The sequence below is a fragment of the Acinetobacter sp. YH12137 genome, from assembly GCF_013418535.1.
Taxonomy (GTDB): Bacteria; Pseudomonadota; Gammaproteobacteria; order Pseudomonadales; family Moraxellaceae; genus Acinetobacter.
In genome coordinates, this window is sequence record NZ_VPBW01000007.1 from 27,490 (window position 1) to 50,789 (window position 23,300).

Here is a 23,300-nt window from a genome sequence, read left to right on the forward strand (position 1 = left end):
ATAATAAGCCCATGGATTTTGATTTTAATTTGATTCTTGTTCCTGCGACCTTATTTTTTGTCGCGGTCTGGTTGCTGGATAAGTTTGTTCTGAAACAACGACAGACCAAAGGCAAGGGCAATGAAAACTTCATTATTACCTGGGCTTATGATTTCTGGCCGGTTTTGGCCGTCGTTTTAGTATTGCGTTCTTTCCTGTACGAACCTTTCAATATTCCATCAGATTCTATGGTTCCAACACTGGAAACCGGTGATTTTATCCTGGTCAATAAATTTGACTATGGTGTGAAATTACCGATTGTAAATACAAAAATTCTGGATACAGGTAGTCCGGAACGTGGCGATGTCGTGGTCTTCCGCTATCCGCCACAACCAACGATTAGCTATATTAAACGTGTAATTGGTTTGCCAGGTGATCATATTGTTTATGATCATGGTCAGTTAACCATTAATGGTGAGAAAGTAGCAAAAGTTCCAGTAGAATTCAGTCGTGAAAAAGATCGCCTGGATACGCCAAATTCGATTTATCATAAAGAAACCATTGGCGAACATACTTTCACTATGCGTGAGCTGGAAGGAGTCAATGTAGCTCGTCAGGCTCCATTCCTTAACTATATAGAAAATGGTAAGTTTTCAACTGAAAATGGTTTATATTGGGAAGTGAAAGTTCCAGAAGGTCATTACTTTGCGATGGGGGATAATCGCGATCAAAGTGCTGACAGTCGTTTCTGGGGCTTTGTTCCGGAAGAAAACTTAACAGGTCGCGCATTCTATATCTGGATGCATAAAGAACCTGGCTTTAAACTGCCATCGTTTAGTCGAAACGGAATAATCGATTAATTATTTCAGTCAGGAAAATAAAAAATGAAACATCAACAAGGTGCTTCGTATATTGGAATTTTATTTGCAATCGTGGGGTTTGCTTTTCTTGCCAAAGTGGCGATTGCAGTGTGGGGGCCATACTTTGATGATCGTATGGTGGACAATCAGATTGAGGAACTTTTAAAGAGTTCTCCGGCAAATATTGCGCCAGAAAAATTTCGTCAACAGATGGGTCAGCGTTTAGAAATGAACAATATTCGCGATCTGAAATTTGATGAAATTGCCAAGGTAACCAACACTGATGGTTTACAGGTGCACAAGAATTATGAAATTCGCAAGAATTTTATAATGAATATCGATTTAGTGATGAAGTTTGAGAAAGATTTTGATCAAAGCACAGTCAAAACTAAATGATGAGCGTCTTGCCAAACGGATCGGCTATCAGTTTAAACAAGCTGATCTGTTAAAACTGGCATTGACCCATCGTTCAGTCAGTCATAAACACAACTATGAACGCCTAGAATTTCTAGGCGATTCTCTTTTAGGAATGATCATAGCCAATTATCTCTTTACTGCTTACCCGCAGGAAAATGAGGGCCGTCTGACGCGTATGCGTGCGACTCTTGTCCGACAGGAAGCGCTAGGGAAAATTGCCAATGATCTAAAATTGAGTCAGAACCTGATTCTCAGTACGGGTGAGCTGAAATCGGGTGGTCATCATCGTGAGTCTATACTTGCGGATACGGTCGAAGCCATCATTGGTGCGATCTATGTGGATTGCGGTGATCTCACTGTATTACAGGCAATTGTGCTAAAATGGTACGAGCCGTATTTAGACAATATAGAGCCAACTGACCAGCTGAAAGACCCTAAATCACGCCTACAGGAATATTTACAAGCACGTAAAAAACCTCTCCCAGTTTACGAGGTTGTAGATATTCAAGGTGATGCCCCGAACCAGCATTTCAAAGTGGAATGCCAGGTAGAAGGCTTGCCGGTCATGGCCGGTGAAGGTTCAAGCCGACGATTCGCTGAACAGGCGGTTGCGGCAGATATTTTAAAACATTTGGAGCATAAGTCTTAATGACTACTCATTCCGATCACATTGATGCTGATCACGAGTCGCAAAGCGACAGCAATGACTTGATTAGTCAATTTTTCAGTGCACAGGGTACTGAAATTCCTTCTGATTATCGTAGCGGTTTCGTGGCGATTGTCGGACGTCCAAACGTGGGTAAATCAACCTTGATGAACCACTTACTGGGCCAGAAACTTTCAATTACTTCACGTAAACCACAAACCACACGTCATAAAATCGTAGGGATTGATTCACGTGAAAAGTCTCAGGCGGTATTTGTTGATACACCGGGGATGCATAAAAAAGAAGTGCGTGCCATCAATAAAATGATGAACCGAGCTGCGCACTCTGCATTGCGTGACGTGAACCTGGTGCTGTTTGTAGTTGATGCACAAAAATGGACCCAGAACGATGAGCTTGTTCTGGAGAAATTAAAAAATGCGGATATGCCAGTCATTCTGGTGATCAACAAGCTGGACACGTTCGAGAACAAGAATGAGGCCTTACCGCTGATTCGTGAACGTGCCAAACTGATGAACTTTGCTGAAATCGTACCGGTGTCTGCACTTCGTGGTGCCAACCTCGAACACTTACGCGATACGATTGCCAAGTACCTGCCATTCCAACCGCCGCTATATTCACTGGATCAGCTTACCGATCGTTCAGAACGTTTTCTGGCTTCTGAAATTATCCGTGAAAAAATCATGCGTCAGTTAGGTGAAGAACTGCCATACGATTTAACTGTTCAGATCGAATCTTTCAAAACTGAAGAGCCGACCCTGAACGAAAAAACAGGTCGTATGAAGCCGGCATGTACTTATATTGATGCCACCATTTTCGTTGATCGTGCTGGCCAAAAAGCCATTGTGATTGGTGAAAAAGGCTCCAAGCTGAAAAAAATCGGTATGGATGCTCGTGTCGACATGGAAAAAATGTTCGAGCAGAAAATCATGCTAACGCTTTGGGTGAAAGTCAAAGGCGGCTGGTCTGATGATGAGCGGGCACTGAAAAGTCTAGGTTATAGCGACATTTAAATTGGACGGGAACGGATCATGATGAAATTTCTGGCAGTCATTGCATGTGTTTTATTTTTGCAGGGCTGTATTCATAAAGTAGTGACCGTTCCTGCCAAAGTTGCCTATAAAACCACAAAGTACGCGGTCAAAGGGACCGCGGCTGTTGTGGGTGCCGCCATTCCTGATGGGGATGACGAAGAAGACGAGAAAAACTCAAAAAAGAATAAAGATTAAAGAAGCAGCCTATGCGTAATGAAGTGCTGCATGGATACCTGATTCATCATCGTAAATATCGCGATCGCAGTCATATTGTGCATTTATTTACCCAGGAATATGGCCGTATCGACGGGATACTGAGACAAAATCCTCCACCCCAATATCAACCCATTAGCTTGCTGGCCTCGGGCAAATCTGAACTTAAAAATTTCACCAAATTAGAAATTGTTAATCAGCCGATCTTTTTTTTCGGCGATGCCTTCTTTTCTGGCTTTTATCTGAATGAAATCCTGTTGCGTTTATGTCCGCTTGAAGTGCAAATGCCGCTGACCTTTGCCAAATATGGCGAAACGTTGAATGCCTTGCAAAAACTCTCCGATCAGGAAAATCCCAATACTTATTTAAAACAGGTTTTGCGTCAGTTTGAACATATTTTATTGGAAGAACTTGGCTATGAACTGGATTTTTCGGTCGATGCCAATCAGGCACAAATCAATCCCTTGCAACATTACTATTTTCAGTTGAATGAAGGTTTTATGCCTTCGGCCAAGGCCTTGCGCTCAACCATGTCAGGTCAGCAGATTTTAACAATGCAGCACTATGAAAATGGTAGGGATTTTAATCCAGAACAGTTACAATTACTGACGAAGCTATATCGACAGGTGATCACTGCTTTACTTGGTGACCGACCACTGAAAAGTCGACAATTGTGGATCCAAAATTCTCAATCTCAATAGTAGTTAGGAAAATAGTATGGCTGCATTACTTGGTGTCAATATTGACCATGTCGCAACTTTAAGACAAGCACGTGGTACGACGTACCCAGACCCAGTCAATGCTGCATTGATCTGTGAGCAGGCCGGTGCAGAGGGAATTACCCTGCATTTGCGCGAAGACCGTCGACATATTCAGGATGAAGATGTACGTCGTATGCGTTCGGTATTGACTACCCATATGAACCTGGAAATGGCCGTAACTGATGAAATGGTGGCGATTGCTAAAGAAATCCAGCCGCAGCATGTCTGCTTTGTACCAGAAAAGCGTCAGGAAGTGACGACTGAAGGTGGTCTGGATGTCGTTGGTCATTTTGAAGATGTGAAAAAAGCCACCCAGGAACTGTCTGCGATTGGCTGTGACGTGTCGCTATTTATTGATGCAGACATTGCCCAGATTGATGCGGCAGTCGCTTGTGGCGCACCTACAATTGAGCTTCATACAGGTGCTTATGCCGATGCTGACACGCCAGAAGCACAGCAAGTTGAGCTGGATCGCATTATCAAAGGGGCAGAGTATGCGGCTTCTAAAGGTCTGGTGGTCAATGCAGGTCACGGTCTGAACCTGGATAATGTCACTCCAATTGCTGCGATTCCTCAAATTCATGAATTAAATATTGGTCACTCGATTATTGCAGATGCAGTTTTTGTTGGACTGGCGCAAGCTGTACAACAAATGAAGGCTGCAATTAAAGCTGCGCGTTAAGATTGCAAAAGATATATGTCAAATATTGATTATGATGAACTGATGAAGCCTGTCATTAGCTTCTTAGGTTGTGAAACACCAAAAGCCTGGCTCGATGAGGCATTACAGAATCTGGAAATTCTGATGCAGGATCATGCCAACTGTGAGAAGAAAGCAGCCAGTACAGCAATGAACCTGATGTTCCGCTATAGCTTCTTTGTAGATTTACAGGTGAAACTGGCGCAACTGGTACGGGAAGAAATGCTGCACTATGAGCAGGTGCTGGAATTCATGAATAAGCGTGGCCAGCAATGGATTGGACTCAGTGCAGGACGTTATGCAGGTGGCTTACGCAAAGAAATCCGTACCTATGAGCCAGAGGCGCTGATTGATGTGCTGGTGATTGGTGCTTTTGTAGAAGCACGTTCTTGTGAGCGATTCTATGCGCTTGCGCCGCTGGTGGATGATGAGCTAGGACGTTACTACCGTTATTTGCTTAAATCTGAATCTCGCCATTTTGAGGACTACTTGGCCTTAGCTTTAGATGTGGCTAAAACTGCAAAACTGAAAAATCCACAAGAAGATATTCAAAGCCGAATTGAGCATATCCGTGAAGTAGAAAAGAATCTGATTCTTAGTCCAGATGAAATGTTCCGTTTCCACAGTGGTGTACCTGCAAAAGCAGCTTAAAAAGCTACTCAATTAAGACATTAAAAAATATCCTCCAAATCGGGGGATTTTTTTATAAATATAAGATTCGCTACCTAGCTTATTTATCTATTGAAAGGATTTAAAATAGCCTAAGCATTTTATAATTTGATTAGAAGGAAAAACTTGAAGTGCAAGATAGCAAAAGCTGTCGTCAATTTTAGAATAACGGCTTATAACAGCACATTTGATTAAACGAGAATATAAGCCAATCTAACTAGGTAAATAAAAGGGCAGAGTAAGAATATATAAGAGAAAAGAAGAATCGAATCATTTTATAAATGAAATTTCAGGCAATAAAAAAGCCCAAGTCTTAAATGCTTGGGCTTGCTTGAATTTGGCTCTCCCACCTGGGCTCGAACCAGGGACCTGCGGATTAACAGTCCGTCGCTCTACCGACTGAGCTATGGGAGAATCTGAATGAGATTATAGAGAGATTTTGCAAAGGGTCAAGCAAAAACTGTCATATTTATTACAAATTGCACTTATCTGATTTTAATTTAAACGATTGCATTAAATTCTTAAAAAATGCTTGTCAGAACAAATTTCACTTGCTAGATTGAAAACATAAAGTCGTTTGACCAAATGGTCAAACAGTGTGGATTTAAACCTACTTGCCAGCACAAAAATGGCTAAACCGGAGAAAGCGAATGAATACGCTCACTATCCCTCAAATCTTCTCTCAACTGCCTTTTTATCAAGATCATTATCTCGATATTATTCAAGATTCAGCTCAATACTTTACCCCTGTGGCTGGTGCAGAAATCCGTTTATGGCCCTTAGCGACCAAACAATTGTATCTGGGTGACTTGCTGCAATTATGGTTTGCAGAAAAGTGGCTGGTCGAACAAGAACGCCAATTTAGCTTTGAGATCTTTCTGAACACGCCTGAAGCACAGCAAAAAGATCTTTATATCTATGCGTTTGCTGGTAATCTTCTGACCGGATCGAACCAGTCTAAAGTGTGGCAAGCTTCTGGTAAAGAAATTCGGGAACTGAGTGTGGCAAATGTTTCCAAGCATTATTTTGAATATCGGGCTTTGACCCAACCGAAGCTGGTAAAAGCACCGCAAGGGAAATGGGGCGTACTTTAAGCCTTAAACACGTTAATGGTCGGAATTGCGAAAAATCATACAGGTTGCTGTGGCATGGGCATAAATACGACCTTCGTCATCCAGAATTTGACCTTCGGAAATACCTAGGTTTTTACTGAGATTAATTGATTTTCCGATCGCTTTTAGTTCTTGGTTGTGAGGAATTGGACGGCACATTTTTACATTCAGATCAATTGTGCCATAACCGACACCGGCTTCAAGTAAAGTATGAATCGCGCAGCCTGTTACCGTATCTAAAACAGTTGCAGCAAAACCGCCATGTACACCTCCCATAGGATTCAGATGGCGTTCATCTGCTTTTACAACAAAGGTCACATGTCCCGGTTCGACTTCGCCAGCAGACATGGGAATGGTGGTTGCCATAGAAGGCATAGACAGATTGCCCTTAAGCATCTTTTGCATAATCTGCAAACCTGAAAGATTCTTGAGATCCATAGCTTGTCCTTATTATTTTAAATACTGGATTTGAATGACAAGTTTAGGCAGATGGTGCTTCGATCAGCAATAAAAAATTGTATGAGGAAATGTACAAAGCCTTTTACTTATGATGAATCCGGTAAAATGATTAAAAATAATAATACCGAGGAAGAATAATCATGAAAGCGAGATGTTTATGCGGAGCGACTCGATTTGAAGTTCAGCTCAGAAATCATGAAGTTGCTGCCTGTCATTGTTCCATGTGCCGCCGCCAGACAAGTGGACCATTAATGTCGATTGATATAGAAAATATTCACTTTATTGATCAGCAGCATTTATCTGTTGCAAGTACTTCTGAATGGGCAGAGCGTGGTTTTTGCAATGCCTGTGGTACTTTTATTTTCTGGCGGACCAAAGATCATTCCTTTGCCAATATTAATGTATTTACTTTGGAGCAACTGCCAGAGGATCTGGATTTCAATTTAGAAATTTATATAGATCATCAGCCAGCATTTTATTCATTTAACAATCAAACCAAAAAAATGACAGAAGCTGAAGTCATTGCCATGTTTCAGCAACCTGATTCTTGAAATAAATATAATCAGATAAAGGAAGAGTAAGTCTCATAATTTGATCTGATGAAAATAATCTTTTTAAAACTAAGAACACTATATAAGTGCATATATCTCATTAAAAAATACTGATCAGCAGGTTCGTATTTCAAATAGCATCCTGCTTTTCATGTCATGATCATTCTTTCTTTTGATTAAATTGTTAAATTGGAACGAAAAAAACTCATAGTTTCTGAGCTCAATAAATTATTATTTTCTATAAGCGAACTAAAGATAGAAACTAAACTTTTCTATAAAAATCAATAAATATAAAGATTTATGGCACAAGGATTGTATGTGATTTCCACTGTATATCTCGGTTTTAAATAATTCAGTTTAAAAATAAAACCCGAGAAAAGAATTAAGAATAGAGTGATTTTGCAATGAAACAGTTTTTGCATCTTTGGGTACCGATTTTTTTGAGTAATAGCATCATAATGTTGGTCGGAATATTTGACATGATTTTCCTGTCTCATTACTCACCGCAACATGTGGCTGCTATGGCTGTGTGTTTATCTATTTATTCTTTATTATTTGTTTCGGGGACGGGGATTTTGCAGGGTATGATGCAGGAACTTGCTGAAGCATATGGGCGACGTGCTTTTGATAATATTCAAAAAATTCTGAAACAGAGCATCCTTATTGTCATCGTCCTGTCTGTATTTGCAGGATGGCTATTAACTCATGCAGATCCTTTGCTACATCTGTTAAAAGCAGATAGTGCATTACAGGCTTTGATTCAACCTTGTTTATGGTTACTAGCTTGGACGCTTCCAGCGCATTTGTTAGTACGTATTTTATATATTTTAACGCAAGCCTGTGGTGAGGCGAAGCGTGTGTTCTATGCCAATATTTTTTATCTGATATTCAAAGTGAGTTTGGCCTATTGCCTGATTTTTGGGATTCAGGGTTATGTACCTGCCTATGGGGTTAAGGGAGCTTTCATTGCTCATCTGACTGTTCAATGGGCACTATTAGTGGTGTATTACCTAATATTTCTAGAAAAGCAGTTGCGTGTGCACTGGTCCGGACAATTCTTCCATTTTAAAACTTTGCTAAAAGTCTTAAGAATCGGCTTACCCTCAGCAATTGTCGTATTTATTGATGTCTTTACAATTAGTGCGATTGCATTATTGATCTTGCCTTTGGGGGAGATAATGGTGAATGCGCATCAAGTAGCGATGGGTTTGGCTGGCCTGCTGTTTATGGTGCCATTTTCGATGAGCTCTGCTTTTAGCATTCTGGTCTCTACCAGGATTGGTGCAAATCAAGTGCAATCTGCCTGGGATTTAACTTTTAAAGCGTTACGTGTGGTGGTCGCAAGCGCAGTTGTTTTGGCGATCTTGATCGCAATTTTTCAAAAACCGATTGTGGCGCTATTTAGTGATAATAAGGATGTACTTGCGGTGAGTCTGGCATTGATGTTCTTATTGTGCTGGATGCATATTTTTGATGCGATTCTGGTGGTTAGCGTCAATATGCTGCGCTGCTGGAAAGTGGTGGTATTCCCCATGTTTATCTTTAGTGGAGTACTGCTATTAGGTGGATTGGGCGGAGGCTGGTATTTGGCTTATCATCCAGTATTGCTCTTCAATCTCAATCTGGACGTCTCAGGAATAAGTGGTTTCTGGTGGATGCTGGCTATTTCCTATACCTTTGCCGCATTGATGTGCTTGCTTTGCTTGGGACTTAAATACCGTAAGCATCTACAAACTGCATAAAAAAACCCGCGATCATCGCGGGTTTTTTTATCTAATCAATTAGATTATTTCGCAGCTTTTTCAGCTTCGATAGAAGCAATCGCCTCATCAACGCCTTCGATAGAATCAGCAGCTTTTTTGATACGTGCAAGCGCATCAACTAATACTTCGTCAGCAGTTGCGTAAGAGATACGCATGAAACCACCTAGACCGAATGCATCACCAGGAACGACTGCAACACCAGTTTCTTCCAGTAACCAAGCAGAGAATTCTGTGCAAGAGTTCAGGCCTTTCGCACGAATCAATGGTTTGATGTTTGCGTATGCATAGAATGCACCATCAGCAGGTAGGCAAGAAATACCTTTAATGTCATTCAAGCCATTCACAACCAGGTCATGACGACGTTTGAATGCTTCAACCATTGGTACAAGAACGTCTTGAGGACCATTCAATGCAGCTTCTGCAGCAACTTGTGAAATAGAAGTTGGGTTAGAAGTTGACTGAGACTGGATTTTTTTCATCGCACCGATCAGTTTAGCAGGGCCCGCTGCATAGCCGATACGCCAGCCTGTCATTGCATATGCTTTAGACACACCGTTTAATACGATAGTGCGGTCGTAAAGGTCTGGGGCAACAGTTGCGATGTTGTAGAATTCATCTTCCCAGCGGATTGGTTCGTACATGTCATCAGATGCGATGAATACTTCTGGGTATTTACGCAGTACTGCAGCTAAAGCTTCTAATTCAGCTTTAGTGTAGATCATGCCAGTCGGGTTAGAAGGGCTGTTTAATACCACTAGACGAGTTTTGTCAGTGATCGCAGCTTCTAATTGCTCAGGAGTAATTTTAAAACGTTGTTCTTCACCACATTTCACGATTACTGGTGTACCTTCAGCAATGATCACCATATCTGGATAGCTTACCCAGAATGGAGCAGGAATGATCACTTCATCACCTTTGTTTAACAAAGCAAGTGCCAAGTTAAAGAAAGACTGTTTACCACCACAAGAAACCAGGATTTGGTTTGCTTGATAGTCAAGGTTATTGTCACGTTTTAATTTAGCAATAATTGCTTTTTTAAGACCTGGCGTACCATCAACAGCGGTGTATTTGGTGAAACCGTTGTTAATTGCTGCAATTGCTGCATCTTTGATGTGTTGAGGGGTATCAAAATCTGGCTCACCTGCGCCCAAACCAATAACGTTGTGACCAGCAGCTTTCAGTTCAGCAGCCTTATTTGTCACAGCAAGCGTAGGGGACGGTTTGATGGCATTCACACGATCAGAGAGACGTACGTCCACGGCAGTATTCCTTCTTATAGGGATTAAAAAATAAAAAGCACATTATCTTAGCCTAAAATGGTGCACATTGGGCAAAAGAATTTGGAAAAATATACGAAAAAAATGCTGAATCAGTGCAACCTTATCTTGAACATCGATAGGTAGTTTAGATAGACATGAACTAAGAATATGCTTTGAGGATGAGAATAATAGGGGAAATATAAACTAAAAATGGCCACTTTAAAGTGGCCATTTATGTGAGAAAGTGTTGTTGTTATGCACTAAAACGTGACAAATCTTCTTCAGGACGGGCAGTCAGCACTTCAATGCCATTTTTTGTTACCAAAAGAGTGTGCTCATATTGAGCCGATAATTTATGGTCTTTAGTGACCACAGTCCATTTATCACCCAGCAGTTTGGTTTGCCAAACACCGGCATTCACCATTGGTTCAATCGTAAAAGTCATACCTTCTTCAAGAACCATACCGGTATCTGGTTGACCATAGTGCAGAACTTGTGGTTCATCATGGAAAGTCGTACCGATGCCATGGCCACAGTATTCACGGACAACGCTAAAGCGTTCAGATTCAACATATTTTTGAATCGCATGACCAATGTCACCAATAGTAGCACCTGGTTTCACCACAGCCATACCACGATACATGGCTTCTTGAGCGACTTTGCACAGACGGTTTGCCAGGATTGAAGTTTCACCACCCACGATGTACATCATATTGGTATCCCCATGGAAACCATCTTTGATGACAGTGACGTCAATGTTTAAAATATCGCCTTTTTTCAGGATCTTGTTTTCAGATGGGATCCCGTGACAGACCACATGGTTTACAGATGTACAGATTGTATGCTGGAAAGCAGGGCGGCCAGGCGCTGCACCATAACCTAAACATGCAGGAATGGCATTCTGCACATTTACAATATAGTCATGACAAATCGTATCCAATTCCAGTGTCGTTACGCCGGGTTTGATATGCGGTTTGATCATATCCAACACTTCTGCAGCCAGTCGTCCAGCGATACGCATCTTTTCGATATCTTCAGCGGATTTGATTAAACGACGGGGAGCTTGATAAGTAGTGTTCATGATCTCTAAAAACTTTTGGAAATTTGTATGTGACTATGGTATAAATAGCCGCCCATTTTATCAAATGCTTTTTCGTGAATATATTTGCGAGGCTGATTGAATGGTGTATTAAAAATCCGCACATATATCGTCACATTACTCTGGGTGCCCGCAAGGGTGGAGAATGCGGATATATGGAGGCCTAACCCAAACTTTAAGGTAAAGAAAATGGCAGATTACAACGTAAGCATGCGCGACCTTCTACAAGCTGGCGCGCACTTTGGTCACCAAACTCGTTTCTGGAACCCAAAAATGCGTCAATACATCTTTGGCGCGCGTAACAAAATTCACATCATCAACCTTGAGCACACTGTTCCTGCGTTAAATGATGCTTTGAACTTCGCTAACCAATTAGCTAGCAAAAAGAACAAAGTTTTGTTCGTTGGTACTAAACGTGCTGCTTCTGCAATCATCCGTGAACAAGCTCAACGCGCTGGTCAACCATACGTAGATCACCGTTGGTTAGGTGGTATGTTGACGAACTGGAAAACTCTTCGCCAATCTATCAACCGTTTAAAAGACCTTCAAACTCAATCTCAAGACGGTACTTTCGCTAAACTTACTAAACGTGAAGCTTTAGAACGTAGCCGTGAGATGGAAAAACTTGAACGTGCTTTAGGCGGCGTTAAAAACATGGGTGGTTTACCTGACGCATTATTCGTAATCGACGTTGATCACGAAGCGATTGCAATTAAAGAAGCTAAAAACCTTGGTATTCCTGTAATCGGTATCGTTGATACTAACTCTAACCCAGACAACGTAGACTACGTTATTCCGGGTAACGACGATGCGATCCGTGCAGTAACACTTTATGCTTCTGCTATGGCTGATGCGATTCTTGCTGGTAAAGAATATGCTCAATCACAAGCAAATGCACAAGCTAAAGCAGAAGAAGCTCCTGCTTCTGAGGCTTAATGCGTTAGACGCTAGCTTGTCATTTTTGCGACACGTGATGGTGGCAAAGTAAGCGTTATGTATGCAGGCGGCCCATGAGAATCCTCTGGGCCGTTTCTGTTCTAAAAAGAATTCATTTTCTACCGAATTTAGGAGATAAACATGACTGCAGTTACAGCAAGCATGGTTAAAGAACTGCGTGATCGTACTGGTCTAGCAATGATGGAATGTAAAAAAGCTTTGACAGAAGCTGGTGGTGACATCGAATTAGCGATCGACAACCTTCGTAAATCTGGTCAAGCAAAAGCAGCTAAAAAAGCTGGTAACATTGCTGCTGACGGCGCGATCACAATTGCTCAAGAAGGCAACAAAGCAATCCTTCTAGAAGTAAACTGCCAAACTGACTTCGTTGCTAAAGACGAAAACTTTGCTGGTTTCTCTGCGAAAGTTGCTGCTGCTGCACTTGCTGCAAACGAAACTGACGCTGCTAAAATCGCTGAACTTAAACTTGAAGATGGCGCTACTGTAGAAGAAGCTCGTATTGCGCTAGTTCAAAAAATCGGTGAAAACATCCAAGTACGTCGTGCGAAAATTGTTGAAGGTGAAAACCTTGCTGTTTACAAACACGGTCTTCGTATCGGTGTTGTTGTATCTTACTCAGGTGATGCTGAAACTGGTAAAGGCTTGGCAATGCACATTGCTGCATTCAACCCGGTTGCTGTAAATGCTGAACAAGTTCCTGCTGACCTTATCGCGAAAGAAAAAGAAATCGCTGAAGCAAAAGCACTTGAATCTGGCAAACCAGCAAACATCGTTGAGAAAATGGTTGTAGGTTCTGTTGAGAAATACCTGAACGAAGTTGTTCTTGAGCGTCAACAATACGTAATCGACAACGACAAGAAAGTTGCTGAAGTTCTTAAAGCGACTGGTACTACTGTTGCTAACTTCGTTCGTTTCGAAGTCGGTGAAGGTATCGAGAAAAAAGCTGAGCTTTCTTTCGCTGAAGAAGTTGCTGCTGCTCAGGCTGCTGCAAAATAATTCAGTAACGAATTAGAAAAAGCCCCGAATGGGGCTTTTTTTGTGACTAAATAAAGAATAATCAAAGAGAAATTATGGCAAATAAAACCAATATGGGGATCGGGGCTGTCATTGCACTTTTGTTGGCTGCTTATTTAGGTCTGGATTTATCAGAATCTAAACAACCGACCAATACTTTTGTACCTTCAGCAGAAGTTGCGTTTCGAGAGCAGACTCATGTTCAAAAAAGTACCCATAAGGTTTCTGATGATACCCAGCGTATAGAGCAAGCTTACCAGCAAAGACAAAGTGATCTTCAGGTTCAGGCGAGCGGTAAGGTGGTAGTGTTATTAAAAGATGATAATGAAGGTTCCCGTCATCAGAAATTTATTCTGGAATTATCCACTGGTCAAACTGTATTAGTTGCGCACAATATTGATCTGGCGCCACGCATCCAGAATATGCAAAAAGGGGATCAGGTTGAGTTTTTTGGTGAGTATGAATATAGCGACAAAGGTGGGGTGATTCATTGGACCCATCATGATCCATCTAATAAGCACATCAGCGGTTGGTTAAAACACCAAGGAAAAACCTATCAATAAGGGAATTTTCCTTGGTTTTATAAATGTAATGATATTACATACGCTTTAAGCGCACTGTATTGCCTCAGATTGACGAGATTTCCATTTAGGTAGGACTTTTGCCTAAATAGGCATCCATGCACCATAACGGGCCAATGAGAAGGAATTGAAGGTCTTTGAAGAAAGAAGGCTTTTTACCTTCAACTTTATGTCCATAAAATTGCCCAATCCAGGCAAAAACAAACAAGGCTATAAAGAAGCCCACACCTACAGGTAAAACCCAGATGAACCAAGCCATCATCAGGGTTAAAGCTGCCATTGCTACAGCCAGTACAATATCTAGACGTGCATAAAACACAAAAGCCAGAACCAGGAGCAGGGCAGTCAGTAAAGCGCTAAAGTGCGCCATGATGCCAATAATGGAAAAATAGATGGCAGGCACGCAGACCCAATGGATCAGTTTGTTGGTTTTGTTTTGATGACTTTCACTATATTCATCTAACCATTCGGATATTGTTTTCATTCTATCGCTCCCATCCATGAACGTACTGTCAGTTTTCAAAATATAAAACAGTTTGGAGGTATGGTCAAAATGAAATCGATAGTGGGTTGATAAGGGTTAGAGAAGGCTTATACCTGAATGGAATAACATCGCCAGTATTAAGGATAAAAGCAAGTCGAATGCTTGCTCTACATCACCAAATAAAAAAGCCACATGACTGTGGCTTTTGAGTTAAATGTAGAGCGGTCAAATCTTATGAGTTTGGCCCATCTACACGCTCAATATTGACATGTGCAGTACCCGCATTGGTAATACCAAGCTGTTTAGCAGCACCGTAAGATAAATCTAGAACACGGTTGCCATGGAATGGACCACGGTCATTCACCTTCACAACAACACTCTTACCATTGTTTTTGTTAGTCACGCGGATAAAGCAGTTTAATGGCAGGCTACGGTGTGCAGCAGTCATTGCATTCATATCGAATGTTTCACCACTGGCAGTTTTACGGCCATGGAACTGACGACCATACCAAGATGCTGTACCTGTCTGACTGAATTTACGAACTGTGTTTGAAGCAACATTGTTCAGTTTCTCAATCACTGAAGGCTCTTCTGCAGGAATTGCAATTTTTGCTGCAATGGTTTGACGACGAACTTTATCGCCAGAACGCTCAGTGATTGAAAGGCTGTTCAAATTTGTGAAATTTGAATTGAAGCTTTGAGCTTCTTTATTTAATACACGCGCTGCAAGACGCGAATTGTCATGATCATTATTGAATGATGACGACTGAACCATATCTGCTTGCGATTGCGTTAGGGTAACGGTCGCGGCAATGGCCATAAAGTACTTCAGAAAAGAAGAATGCATTGAATCAACTCCTAACAGCATGTTTCATTAGATTGGGCCTAAGTAGCTGATAACCCTATAAACATGCCTGATATTTAACTTATGCAACTACATTTAACGAATTGGATAATATTCATGCTGGCAACTGGCTGTCTAGTATTTAATTAAAATAGTTAAAAAAAGTACGCAAAATAAACAATGAGTGATTAAAAAATAATCAATATTGTAACAAGGCGTAAAAAATGCCTAAAATTTAGGCATTTTGTTTAATAAAAATCTTGACTTTAATAGTATGTAGTAATTTTTACTGTTATCGGCTCGTAATTTCTGTACCTAAAAGCCACAATGCAGTGGCATACATACGACTACGATTGTACGTGGTAATCACTTGAAAATTCGGATAAGTAATATAGTAAATCGGTCCGTAATTTTCTTGTAATTGAATGACATTGACCATATCAAGATCATCAATACGAACAATCGGATTCATCGGACTGATTCCTTGGGTTTTGATTACTCCATAAGGTGTTGGCTGAGTCAGATCTTTGGCGATGACAGAATCAGGATTCGAACCGCTATAACGGGCAGGGAAGGCAATTGGCTGATCACGTTGCCAGCCATTTTGAGCCAGATAGTTTGCAATTGAACCAATCGCATCTACCGCAGAATTGCGCAGATCGATATGGCCATTGCCATCATAGTCGACCCCATACTTTGGAATATTACTTGGCATAAACTGCGGATAGCCCACAGCACCTGCATAAGAACCCACGATCGAGGATGCTGACACACCATCTTTATATGACCATGCGATCAATGCCGCCAGTTCATCCTGGAAGTATTGCGCACGACGTTCATAACCAAAGCCAAGAGTTGCCAGTGCATCACGGGTCACAAATGAACCCTTGTTGCTGCCAAAACCGGTCTCTACCCCCAAAATACCCAAAATGATCGATTGTGGTACACCAAACTGCTGCTCAGCGCGATTTAGTGTTGCAGCATATTGCTGCTTGAAACGTACACCACGTTGAATCGTACCTTCAGACAGAAAATTGGTCTTATAGGCATACCAAGGCTTACTTTCACCTGGACGATTCATGATATTGATAATATTTGGAAGATTTTTTGCTCCCGTCATTGCACTGTCTACTTGCTGGGCACTTAGACCATAGGTCTGCATAGTGTTTTGCTTGAAACTGGCATAAGAGGGATGATATTGAAAATCGTTGGCCAGGCTTAAACTACTGAGTCCGAATGCACTGACAAGGATCGAAAGCTGCTTCAATTTTTTATAAAAATTCGATTTCAACATCTTGGTATGATTTCCAATTTTTTGATAGGTTTGTGGCTATGTCATTTGAATCGTGCCATGAAAAAGATCAATTCACTTTTCTCAATTTTCTGGCATTAGAGGCAATATTAAAGATAACATTCTGATGAATAGGAGTCATATAAACTCCCTTAAAAACAGGAAAGGGTTGGTTGTTTTTTCAGCATTTTGTATTTTAGTTCACAATAACTGTAACAAGCTATTTCTTAAGCCACAAAAAAAGCCTGACCGAAGTCAGGCTTAATCTGCATTATTTGAATAAATATGCGGCTTTATTCAGTAAAGAATAGGGTGTCGTGATATTCTGCCATTGCCTGAAGTTCATCCTTATTTAAATTCAGGATGATTTTATCTGCTGCAATATTAATCGCTTTGATTACCGCTGAAGCACCAATATCAGCAGCCTTGCGTTTAATCATGCCTAAATCTAAGGTTTTATTAAAGTCGACCATGAAATGACGTACAGTCGCTTCACCAAACTGTTTGTACAGATTGCTGAGACTCTGCTTATCGACACTTTGGCCAGCTTTTAATTCTGCATAATGGTGTTTTAGATTGGTGACCAAATTGGCATCCAGAGGTTCACCAATACGGAAATTTCCTTCCGGATCTTTAAACAGGCTGCGCTCAGAAAAAGCAATCGACTCCTTGACGACTTCATTTGGTGCTTTACCCAGCAACTGTTTCAGTAACACTGCTACAGTGGACTTGATATAGCCCGCCAGTTTTTCTGCCGTATCGCGTTTTTCGCTTGCAGGAAAACGGCGTACCAGTTCCGTGAGAATCGCATCAATAATTTCATCATTAATCATTAATGCGGTTTTATCACGCAGTGGATAAAGTGGTTCACTCGAGTTTTTATTTTTCTGTGCAGTCTGAATTGTATTTAATAGTTCTGCAGAAGGAATAAAACCAAAAAAAGGCATTCTTAAACCTCAATGTTTTTTATTGTCGCGCTAAACGAATAGGGCGAGGCATCCATGTGGAATCCGATACACGACAAGGGTTGATATCCAATCCACCACGGCGTGTATAGGTCGCATATACCATCAGCTTTTCCGGTTTCAGATTTTGCCAAATATCGGCAAACATCTGTTCCACACATTGTTCGTGGAAACCGTTATGCTGACGGTAAGAAATAATATAAGCCAAAATACTCTTATAACAAGGTTTTTTGCCCTGATAGCGTATAAATACTGTACCCCAGTCCGGTTGTCCAGTGACTGGACAGTTACTTCTTAATAAATGTGAATAGAGTTGCACTTCGATATTTTCATCGCTTTGCTGATCTAAAGACAATAAAGAAGCATCTGGATGATTTTCCAGGCGTTCCGGAGTCAGGTCATCAATACAGATACCTTCAGGCTTGGAAATTTCCAGTTCATCGACATGGAAAAGATCTAAAGTAATTTCAGCATCGGCAGCTTTTGAGAGATCTTTTTCTACAGTTGCAATAAAGGCCTCTTTCGAATCAAACTTGGTAAAGTTCAGACTATTGAAATACAGCTTTAAAGACTTTGATTCAATGAGATTTGGGGAAAATGCTGGCAGGGTAATCCGACCAATCGCCACTTGAGGCACACCGGCAGCATTTAACCAAGAAATTTCAAAAACATGCCACCAGTCTTTGCCTTGCTGAATAGCTTCAACATGGGCATATTTTTCACGGGCAGGCGCACGAGAAATCGGGAACAAAATATCGGGTTGATACTCTGTTGGGTAGTTGGTGTCTTTACCAAGGAGAGAATGTTCTACACTCATTATTCACGCATTCCTGAACCACGAGACAATAAATAGTAAGCAATACCGTAAAGCACGGCACACCAGAAAGTAATCACGACCAATGAAACGGAAACATTGACATCACTATGACCTAAAATGCCGAAACGGAACGCATTGACCATATACACGATCGGGTTAACTAAAGAGAGATTTTGCCAGAACGGACTTAAGGCTGAAATCGCATAAAATACACCGCCTAAATAGGTCAGTGGTGTAAGTACAAAAGTCGGGATGATCGAGATATCATCAAAAGATTTGGCATAGACAGCATTAATAAAACCGCCTAGAGAGAATAATAGCGAGGTAATGAGTACTGTATATATAGTCACAAACCAGTTAGTAATATAAAGGTCTGCAAAAAACAGGCTCATGGCACTGACAATAATGGCAACAAACAGACCACGAATTACACCACCCAATACATAGCCCCATAAAATGGCATGTAAAGGTACAGGGCTCATAATTAGCTCTTCAATGCTTTTCTGAAATTTTGAGCTAAAGAAGCTGGAAGAAACGTTGGCATAACTATTAGTAATCACCGCCATCATAATCAGACCAGGGACAATAAACTCCATATAACTATAGCCGCCCATTTCCCCAATACGTGAACCGACCAGATTACCGAAGATCACGAAATATAGACTCATGGTAATGGCAGGTGGCAACAGGGTTTGTGGCCAGATCCGCATAAAGCGGCGAACTTCTTTATGAACGATGGTATATAAGGCGACGCCGAGCTGATTTATATTCATTGTGCAGCTCCATCCAGATTTTTCTCGACCATTTTCACAAACAGTTCTTCTAAGCGATTTGACTTGTTACGCATACTGCGTACTTGAATATTCTGAGATTCCAGTAACTGGAACAGGTCATTCATGCTATGAGCTTTATCCAGTGTCACTTCTAGGGTCATTGGATCAACTAAATTAAATTTCACACCAATAATTTCAATATTTAATGGCTCAATAGGCGCAGCCAGATCGAAGATAAAGGATTCTTCATTAAGCTGATTCAGGAAGTTCTTCATGGTGGTATCTTCTTTGATCACACCATGGTCGATAATCGCAATCCGACGACACAACATCTCTGCTTCTTCCAGATAATGAGTCGTTAAAATAATAGAAGTACCATTATTGTTCATTTCATTAAGAAAATCCCACATGGAACGACGCAATTCGATATCTACACCGGCGGTCGGTTCATCCAGAATCAGTAATTTTGGTTCATGCATCATCGCACGGGCAATCATCAGGCGACGTTTCATACCCCCTGAAAGCATACGAGCTTGGGTAGAGCGTTTTTCCCAAAGACCCAGTTTATTTAAATATTCTTCAGCACGCGCTTGGGCAATTTTTTTAGGAATACCGTAATAACCGGCTTGAGTGACCAGAATATCAAAGGTTTTTTCAAACTGGGCAAAGTTAAATTCTTGGGGCACCACACCTAGACATTGTTTGGCTTCAGAAGGGTGGGTATCCAGATTGTGGCCAAAAATCTCAACGGTTCCAGAGGTTTTTCTTGTTAATGAACTGATAATACCAATAGTAGTGGACTTGCCCGCGCCATTAGGTCCTAACAGGGCATAGAATTCACCTTCAGGTACAGTTAAGTTGATTCCTTTAAGTGCCTGAAAACCATTTCCATAGGTCTTCGACAAATCCCTTAATGTCAGCGCATCAGTCATAGAGATCTCAAATGGTGAAAAGTTGAGATATTGTGAGTGATCTTGCAGAATAAACCAAGTCATTCACATGGAATTCTCTGTTGCTGTTTTGGCACACTGTATAAAGGATAGGCATAAAAATAACGAAGTTATAGATAGTTGCTTTACCTTATGCGAATTTTTGTTATGATGTGCGCATTCCAAAAAGCTGCGGCCATAGCTCAACTGGATAGAGTACAGGTCTCCGAAGCCTGTGGCGTGGGTTCGAGTCCCGCTGGCCGCACCATCATTTTATAAGTTCACTTTCCTCATTAGATTAAAAAATCAATTTCAGATCTATAAAATAAATTATGGATTCTCTTCCTCTTCATCCTGATGTTTTTGACGTATTTGATCTCTTTTAACCTGAGGGTCTTGATTCACGCCTAACTGACCGCGTTGAATCTCTCGATCCTGTTTCTCTTGTGGATCTAATTCTTCTTCTGGAAACTCTTCATTCAGTTCTTCATCTGGTTTAGCCATCGGGAATTACCTCTTGTTGAGAATATATATATGTATAAGTCGCCCTAGTCCTTTAATTCTATACCCTAGTCCTTTAATTCTATAAAAGTGGATGAATTACATTGTTGTATTTAGAAATGATTTGATTCTAGGTATTGTTGCGAATGTAAGATTACTTTTGTAATTGAAAAATTCTTCAAGGTAGATAGAAGTAAATGAAGATTTAAGTAAAAATATAAGTTTTATAAATTAATTTATTCTAAGTTCATAGTTCATGTAATTCATCATGCTATAAATATATATGCCACTATTTTCATCATTTAACACAACGGTTAGAAATAAGTCGTTATATGATGAAGCCTTTGTTACGACCCAATCATAATTATCCTAAATTTTTTGCATGCTTAAATGATGTATTTTGCCAATTTTTTAAAGCTAAAAATTGGAATTTTTCATAAGAATTGATACACATTTGAGAATTCTAACTTTATATATCTCATTTGAGAAAATGAAAAGAAAAAATCTTTAAATAAAAAAATGATATGTTGATTTAAGTTGTTGAAAATAATAATTTAATATTGAAAATTTTATTTTTGGAAAGAAAGTTAGATAGCTAAAATTTTAGAAGGAATATCCTCAGCAGAAAATTTTTATCAAATAATAATTTATAAAATTTTAAAAATATTATTTACAAATTGCATACAAAGTGGAATGATTATACAATTAATTAGGGGATTTTTTATGCAAATTCTACAAATTGGGCTGTTGTTAATTCTTCTTATATGTGCTCTCACATCCATTATTGTAGGTGTAATCCTCAGTGATTTTATATTTGGAATAATCGGTCTATTGTCCATTGTGGCTGCAAGCCTAGTCTTACAAGCGTGTAAAAACAGCTTAAAAGATCCTTTCAGGACGAAGGAAAGATGATCTATTTCATGTAAAGATAAAAATACTAGGGAGGGGGAAAGAGGCTTCTTAAAATCAGTAATGCATCATTTAATAAGATGAAGAAAATAAATCTAAAAAATAGAAATAATAAGGGGTTAATAATGAACATACTAAAAATGGGATCAGTTGGTGTTTTCATCCTTCTTGCTGTAATTGCCTTGATTACAGGATTTATTCATCAAGAAGTGCGTTTAGTAATTATTGGAATTTTATTAATTGTAGCATCACTACTCATGTCAATCTTGGCTAAAGAAAATGCAAAACAATTATTCATGATTAAAGGTCAATAGCATATATTGACCAAAAGCATTTATCTTCTCATGTATATTTGAGTACAGGGGAAAGAATAGGAATCTAGTCACATAGAGTGGTTTTTCTCTTAAAAATTAGTATCTTATTCTCATAATAAAAATGAGACATAGATATGAAAAAATTATTATTCATTGGGTTGATGATTGGGGCTTCTTCAGTTGCTGGAGCGAATACACCTTTAGCTATTCAACATGGTAATCCTGCTCCAAAAGATAAAGCAGTTATTACGACTACACCTTATCATGCTCAAGAAAACCTAATAAGTCAGTATTATTTAGCTTTTGGCTATGCCGGTTCAAAAATAGGGGGCAGACAGCTTTTTTGGTACCGAATCATTCGATGGGCTGTTTATTAATGGTGAATATCAATCCCATCCAACGGCCAGCTTATGGGCCGAATATAAATTTCAAAGTTCAGATATTGATTACAATCAAGTTGCAGTTGGGATAAAAAATAAATTTCTGGAAAATGATCAGCTTTATTCAGCAGTTTCTATAGGCTTAGGAATGAGCTGGGTAGATGAAAGTGAAACGGATGCAGATCTTGGTCGAATCGATCTTGAATTGGATTATTTTACAATTCCCGTTGCATTGGAGGTCGGTTATAAAGTTGCTCCTGAAGCAGATTTAATTGGATCTTTTGGTTATCAATGGATGTTTAACCGTGATGCCAAGATTTGCATGAATGGCGCATGTGTCTCTGGCAAGAGTGATGATCTGGATTTGAATGGGGTTACTTATCAATTTAGTTTTCGCTATTACTTTTAGTGGCTAATCAATCGCCTTAATAGCGAACTCTTTTACTTAAGACTTGAAATTATATTTAGATAAAATTATTCATTTTTCACATAAATAAAGAATATTTTTATTAAAATTTAAATAGATAGGATGTAGGGATAGAAAAGAATAGAATTGTTTGTAGTGCTTTATTGATCCAGCCAAAATATTCTAATCTGCTTTTGAAAAAGTACAATTTAAATATTGTATAAGTCTTCTTTTAGAAGTGTAAAAGCGTATTGTTGGTAAAAAAAATCCTGCTATATTGAACTCATGGTAGGTCATAAAACGAAACGACGCTACCAATAAGTTGGACGGATCAATGACAGTTAGTTGAGCTCGAACTTAGGTTCAGGCAATAAATCTAGCACTAGCCATCCAACACAGAGCCCGCAGTGATGCGGGCTTTTTAATACAAAATTCTAAGCGAGAGTTGTTAATCATTTCGACTCTTTTATTTGTATGGCACATTCTTCATTAGCGGCAATATATAGTCGATAAAAAGTGCTCGCTAAAAAATCTTACATATTCGTTTGAAAGCCTTTCAAATAACTATGTTATAAGAATTCAGACAAGCAAATTT

27 protein-coding genes, 2 tRNA genes and 1 pseudogene are annotated in these 23,300 nt (G+C 39.9%); 18 read left to right on the plus strand and 12 right to left on the minus strand.

All coding sequences use genetic code 11. The features are described from left to right. Positions 1–11 precede the first annotated feature (11 nt). Genes lepB through FTU72_RS05540 form a run of 8 tightly spaced genes read left to right on the plus strand, consistent with a single transcriptional unit; the run spans position 12 to position 5,279 of the window. Entirely contained in the window at positions 12–839 is an 828-nt protein-coding gene (gene lepB, locus FTU72_RS05505) for a signal peptidase I (protein ID WP_159124070.1), read from the plus strand. A 24-nt stretch (positions 840–863) separates the two neighbouring features. Next, positions 864–1,235, plus strand: coding sequence for a DUF4845 domain-containing protein (locus tag FTU72_RS05510; RefSeq protein ID WP_034171224.1), 372 nt, complete (start codon positions 864–866; stop codon positions 1,233–1,235). Next, complete coding sequence (gene rnc / locus FTU72_RS05515; protein WP_004784515.1) at positions 1,207–1,905, plus strand: ribonuclease III; 699 nt, start codon at positions 1,207–1,209, stop codon at positions 1,903–1,905. The genes FTU72_RS05510 and rnc overlap by 29 nt, the downstream gene beginning before the upstream one ends. Next, complete coding sequence (era, locus tag FTU72_RS05520) at positions 1,905–2,933, plus strand: GTPase Era (protein ID WP_004784513.1); 1,029 nt, start codon at positions 1,905–1,907, stop codon at positions 2,931–2,933. The genes rnc and era overlap by 1 nt, the downstream gene beginning before the upstream one ends. An 18-nt stretch (positions 2,934–2,951) precedes the next feature. Then, entirely contained in the window at positions 2,952–3,149 is a 198-nt protein-coding gene (locus FTU72_RS05525) for an NF038104 family lipoprotein (RefSeq protein WP_034593121.1), read from the plus strand. A gap of 11 nt (positions 3,150–3,160) precedes the next feature. Further along, positions 3,161–3,868 (plus strand): DNA repair protein RecO, encoded by a 708-nt coding sequence (locus FTU72_RS05530; protein ID WP_180010715.1) that lies wholly within the window; start codon positions 3,161–3,163, stop codon positions 3,866–3,868. A gap of 16 nt (positions 3,869–3,884) precedes the next feature. Next, on the plus strand, positions 3,885–4,610 hold the full coding sequence (gene pdxJ, locus FTU72_RS05535) for a pyridoxine 5'-phosphate synthase (protein ID WP_180010717.1): 726 nt from the start codon (positions 3,885–3,887) through the stop codon (positions 4,608–4,610). A 15-nt stretch (positions 4,611–4,625) separates the two neighbouring features. Then, positions 4,626–5,279: a tRNA-(ms[2]io[6]A)-hydroxylase gene (locus FTU72_RS05540; RefSeq protein WP_180010719.1), complete on the plus strand. Its 654-nt coding sequence runs from the start codon at positions 4,626–4,628 to the stop codon at positions 5,277–5,279. Between the two features lie 356 nt (positions 5,280–5,635). Here FTU72_RS05540 and FTU72_RS05545 read toward each other — a convergent pair. After that, positions 5,636–5,711, minus strand: a tRNA-Asn gene (locus FTU72_RS05545). A gap of 236 nt (positions 5,712–5,947) precedes the next feature. Between FTU72_RS05545 and FTU72_RS05550 the strand changes: the two genes are divergently transcribed. Beyond that, entirely contained in the window at positions 5,948–6,391 is a 444-nt protein-coding gene (locus FTU72_RS05550; RefSeq protein WP_180052530.1) for a hypothetical protein, read from the plus strand. Positions 6,392–6,403: 12 nt separating this feature from the next. On the opposite strand, the gene FTU72_RS05555 is transcribed toward FTU72_RS05550, so the two are convergent. Then, positions 6,404–6,847, minus strand: coding sequence for a PaaI family thioesterase (locus FTU72_RS05555; protein ID WP_166138298.1), 444 nt, complete (start codon positions 6,845–6,847; stop codon positions 6,404–6,406). A 161-nt stretch (positions 6,848–7,008) separates the two neighbouring features. On the opposite strand from FTU72_RS05555, the gene FTU72_RS05560 reads away from it, so the two are divergent. Both FTU72_RS05560 and FTU72_RS05565 read left to right on the plus strand, forming a co-directional pair. Next, positions 7,009–7,419 carry a GFA family protein gene (locus tag FTU72_RS05560; protein ID WP_159124076.1) on the plus strand — a complete coding sequence of 137 codons (411 nt, stop codon included), beginning with the start codon at positions 7,009–7,011 and terminating at the stop codon, positions 7,417–7,419. A 479-nt stretch (positions 7,420–7,898) separates the two neighbouring features. Continuing rightward, positions 7,899–9,161 (plus strand): MATE family efflux transporter, encoded by a 1,263-nt coding sequence (locus FTU72_RS05565; protein ID WP_373684508.1) that lies wholly within the window; start codon positions 7,899–7,901, stop codon positions 9,159–9,161. A 44-nt stretch (positions 9,162–9,205) separates the two neighbouring features. On the opposite strand, the gene FTU72_RS05570 is transcribed toward FTU72_RS05565, so the two are convergent. Next, positions 9,206–10,441 (minus strand): pyridoxal phosphate-dependent aminotransferase, encoded by a 1,236-nt coding sequence (locus FTU72_RS05570; RefSeq protein WP_005236666.1) that lies wholly within the window; start codon positions 10,439–10,441, stop codon positions 9,206–9,208. Positions 10,442–10,694: 253 nt separating this feature from the next. Then, on the minus strand, positions 10,695–11,522 hold the full coding sequence (map, locus tag FTU72_RS05575) for a type I methionyl aminopeptidase (RefSeq protein WP_004784494.1): 828 nt from the start codon (positions 11,520–11,522) through the stop codon (positions 10,695–10,697). Between the two features lie 207 nt (positions 11,523–11,729). Between map and rpsB the strand changes: the two genes are divergently transcribed. The 3 genes from rpsB (at position 11,730) to FTU72_RS05590 (ending at position 14,074) form a co-directional block, all read left to right on the plus strand. Then, entirely contained in the window at positions 11,730–12,476 is a 747-nt protein-coding gene (gene rpsB, locus FTU72_RS05580; RefSeq protein ID WP_004784492.1) for a 30S ribosomal protein S2, read from the plus strand. 141 nt (positions 12,477–12,617) lie between these two features. Further along, positions 12,618–13,493, plus strand: coding sequence for a translation elongation factor Ts (gene tsf, locus FTU72_RS05585; RefSeq protein WP_004784491.1), 876 nt, complete (start codon positions 12,618–12,620; stop codon positions 13,491–13,493). 74 nt (positions 13,494–13,567) lie between these two features. Then, entirely contained in the window at positions 13,568–14,074 is a 507-nt protein-coding gene (locus tag FTU72_RS05590; RefSeq protein ID WP_179993402.1) for a DUF3465 domain-containing protein, read from the plus strand. Positions 14,075–14,119: 45 nt separating this feature from the next. Here the strand turns inward: FTU72_RS05590 and FTU72_RS05595 are convergent. The 7 genes and pseudogenes from FTU72_RS05595 to FTU72_RS05625 form a co-directional block, all read right to left on the minus strand. Further along, positions 14,120–14,576, minus strand: a pseudogene (locus tag FTU72_RS05595) (DUF962 domain-containing protein). Between the two features lie 232 nt (positions 14,577–14,808). Further along, on the minus strand, positions 14,809–15,423 hold the full coding sequence (locus FTU72_RS05600; protein WP_004784482.1) for a septal ring lytic transglycosylase RlpA family protein: 615 nt from the start codon (positions 15,421–15,423) through the stop codon (positions 14,809–14,811). A gap of 289 nt (positions 15,424–15,712) precedes the next feature. After that, positions 15,713–16,714, minus strand: a complete 1,002-nt coding sequence (gene mltB, locus FTU72_RS05605; RefSeq protein ID WP_159124080.1) for a lytic murein transglycosylase B — start codon at positions 16,712–16,714, stop codon at positions 15,713–15,715. 290 nt (positions 16,715–17,004) lie between these two features. Next, positions 17,005–17,658 (minus strand): hypothetical protein, encoded by a 654-nt coding sequence (locus FTU72_RS05610; RefSeq protein WP_004784477.1) that lies wholly within the window; start codon positions 17,656–17,658, stop codon positions 17,005–17,007. Positions 17,659–17,677: 19 nt separating this feature from the next. Next, a complete protein-coding gene (gene queF / locus FTU72_RS05615) occupies positions 17,678–18,493 on the minus strand; it encodes an NADPH-dependent 7-cyano-7-deazaguanine reductase QueF (protein ID WP_179993404.1) in 816 nt (271 codons plus the stop codon). After that, positions 18,493–19,266 carry an ABC transporter permease gene (locus FTU72_RS05620; protein WP_159124083.1) on the minus strand — a complete coding sequence of 258 codons (774 nt, stop codon included), beginning with the start codon at positions 19,264–19,266 and terminating at the stop codon, positions 18,493–18,495. Before FTU72_RS05620 ends, queF begins: the two co-directional genes overlap by 1 nt. After that, complete coding sequence (locus tag FTU72_RS05625; protein WP_180052529.1) at positions 19,263–20,198, minus strand: ABC transporter ATP-binding protein; 936 nt, start codon at positions 20,196–20,198, stop codon at positions 19,263–19,265. The genes FTU72_RS05620 and FTU72_RS05625 overlap by 4 nt, the downstream gene beginning before the upstream one ends. A gap of 189 nt (positions 20,199–20,387) precedes the next feature. Here FTU72_RS05625 and FTU72_RS05630 point away from each other — a divergent pair. Next, positions 20,388–20,463, plus strand: a tRNA-Arg gene (locus tag FTU72_RS05630). A gap of 62 nt (positions 20,464–20,525) precedes the next feature. Here FTU72_RS05630 and FTU72_RS05635 read toward each other — a convergent pair. Further along, positions 20,526–20,699: a hypothetical protein gene (locus tag FTU72_RS05635; protein WP_179993406.1), complete on the minus strand. Its 174-nt coding sequence runs from the start codon at positions 20,697–20,699 to the stop codon at positions 20,526–20,528. Between the two features lie 1,031 nt (positions 20,700–21,730). Between FTU72_RS05635 and FTU72_RS05640 the strand changes: the two genes are divergently transcribed. The 3 genes from FTU72_RS05640 (at position 21,731) to FTU72_RS16365 (ending at position 22,708) form a co-directional block, all read left to right on the plus strand. Beyond that, on the plus strand, positions 21,731–21,919 hold the full coding sequence (locus tag FTU72_RS05640) for a hypothetical protein (RefSeq protein ID WP_159124506.1): 189 nt from the start codon (positions 21,731–21,733) through the stop codon (positions 21,917–21,919). A 134-nt stretch (positions 21,920–22,053) separates the two neighbouring features. After that, on the plus strand, positions 22,054–22,296 hold the full coding sequence (locus FTU72_RS16360; RefSeq protein ID WP_257218381.1) for a hypothetical protein: 243 nt from the start codon (positions 22,054–22,056) through the stop codon (positions 22,294–22,296). Positions 22,297–22,447: 151 nt separating this feature from the next. After that, on the plus strand, positions 22,448–22,708 hold the full coding sequence (locus FTU72_RS16365) for a hypothetical protein (RefSeq protein ID WP_257218383.1): 261 nt from the start codon (positions 22,448–22,450) through the stop codon (positions 22,706–22,708). Positions 22,709–23,300: the final 592 nt, after the last annotated feature.

Excerpts from the sequence above, each read along its gene's own strand:
- FTU72_RS05510 (WP_034171224.1), top strand. The coding sequence starts at position 864 with ATGAAACATCAACAAGGTGCTTCGTATATTGGAATTTTATTTGCAATC.
- FTU72_RS05530 (WP_180010715.1), top strand. The coding sequence starts at position 3,161 with ATGCGTAATGAAGTGCTGCATGGATACCTGATTCATCATCGTAAATAT.
- FTU72_RS05550 (WP_180052530.1), top strand. The coding sequence starts at position 5,948 with ATGAATACGCTCACTATCCCTCAAATCTTCTCTCAACTGCCTTTTTAT.
- rpsB (WP_004784492.1), top strand. The coding sequence starts at position 11,730 with ATGGCAGATTACAACGTAAGCATGCGCGACCTTCTACAAGCTGGCGCG.
- queF (WP_179993404.1), bottom strand. The coding sequence starts at position 18,493 with ATGAGTGTAGAACATTCTCTCCTTGGTAAAGACACCAACTACCCAACA.
- FTU72_RS16360 (WP_257218381.1), top strand. The coding sequence starts at position 22,054 with ATGAAAAAATTATTATTCATTGGGTTGATGATTGGGGCTTCTTCAGTT.
- FTU72_RS05555 (WP_166138298.1), bottom strand. The coding sequence starts at position 6,847 with ATGGATCTCAAGAATCTTTCAGGTTTGCAGATTATGCAAAAGATGCTT.
- FTU72_RS05525 (WP_034593121.1), top strand. The coding sequence starts at position 2,952 with ATGATGAAATTTCTGGCAGTCATTGCATGTGTTTTATTTTTGCAGGGC.
- FTU72_RS05610 (WP_004784477.1), bottom strand. The coding sequence starts at position 17,658 with ATGCCTTTTTTTGGTTTTATTCCTTCTGCAGAACTATTAAATACAATT.
- FTU72_RS05560 (WP_159124076.1), top strand. The coding sequence starts at position 7,009 with ATGAAAGCGAGATGTTTATGCGGAGCGACTCGATTTGAAGTTCAGCTC.
- FTU72_RS05640 (WP_159124506.1), top strand. The coding sequence starts at position 21,731 with ATGAACATACTAAAAATGGGATCAGTTGGTGTTTTCATCCTTCTTGCT.
- mltB (WP_159124080.1), bottom strand. The coding sequence starts at position 16,714 with ATGTTGAAATCGAATTTTTATAAAAAATTGAAGCAGCTTTCGATCCTT.
- FTU72_RS05620 (WP_159124083.1), bottom strand. The coding sequence starts at position 19,266 with ATGAATATAAATCAGCTCGGCGTCGCCTTATATACCATCGTTCATAAA.
- FTU72_RS16365 (WP_257218383.1), top strand. The coding sequence starts at position 22,448 with ATGAGCTGGGTAGATGAAAGTGAAACGGATGCAGATCTTGGTCGAATC.
- FTU72_RS05635 (WP_179993406.1), bottom strand. The coding sequence starts at position 20,699 with ATGGCTAAACCAGATGAAGAACTGAATGAAGAGTTTCCAGAAGAAGAA.
- FTU72_RS05565 (WP_373684508.1), top strand. The coding sequence starts at position 7,899 with ATGATTTTCCTGTCTCATTACTCACCGCAACATGTGGCTGCTATGGCT.
- FTU72_RS05590 (WP_179993402.1), top strand. The coding sequence starts at position 13,568 with ATGGCAAATAAAACCAATATGGGGATCGGGGCTGTCATTGCACTTTTG.
- era (WP_004784513.1), top strand. The coding sequence starts at position 1,905 with ATGACTACTCATTCCGATCACATTGATGCTGATCACGAGTCGCAAAGC.
- map (WP_004784494.1), bottom strand. The coding sequence starts at position 11,522 with ATGAACACTACTTATCAAGCTCCCCGTCGTTTAATCAAATCCGCTGAA.
- pdxJ (WP_180010717.1), top strand. The coding sequence starts at position 3,885 with ATGGCTGCATTACTTGGTGTCAATATTGACCATGTCGCAACTTTAAGA.
- FTU72_RS05600 (WP_004784482.1), bottom strand. The coding sequence starts at position 15,423 with ATGCATTCTTCTTTTCTGAAGTACTTTATGGCCATTGCCGCGACCGTT.
- lepB (WP_159124070.1), top strand. The coding sequence starts at position 12 with ATGGATTTTGATTTTAATTTGATTCTTGTTCCTGCGACCTTATTTTTT.
- tsf (WP_004784491.1), top strand. The coding sequence starts at position 12,618 with ATGACTGCAGTTACAGCAAGCATGGTTAAAGAACTGCGTGATCGTACT.
- FTU72_RS05540 (WP_180010719.1), top strand. The coding sequence starts at position 4,626 with ATGTCAAATATTGATTATGATGAACTGATGAAGCCTGTCATTAGCTTC.
- FTU72_RS05625 (WP_180052529.1), bottom strand. The coding sequence starts at position 20,198 with ATGACTGATGCGCTGACATTAAGGGATTTGTCGAAGACCTATGGAAAT.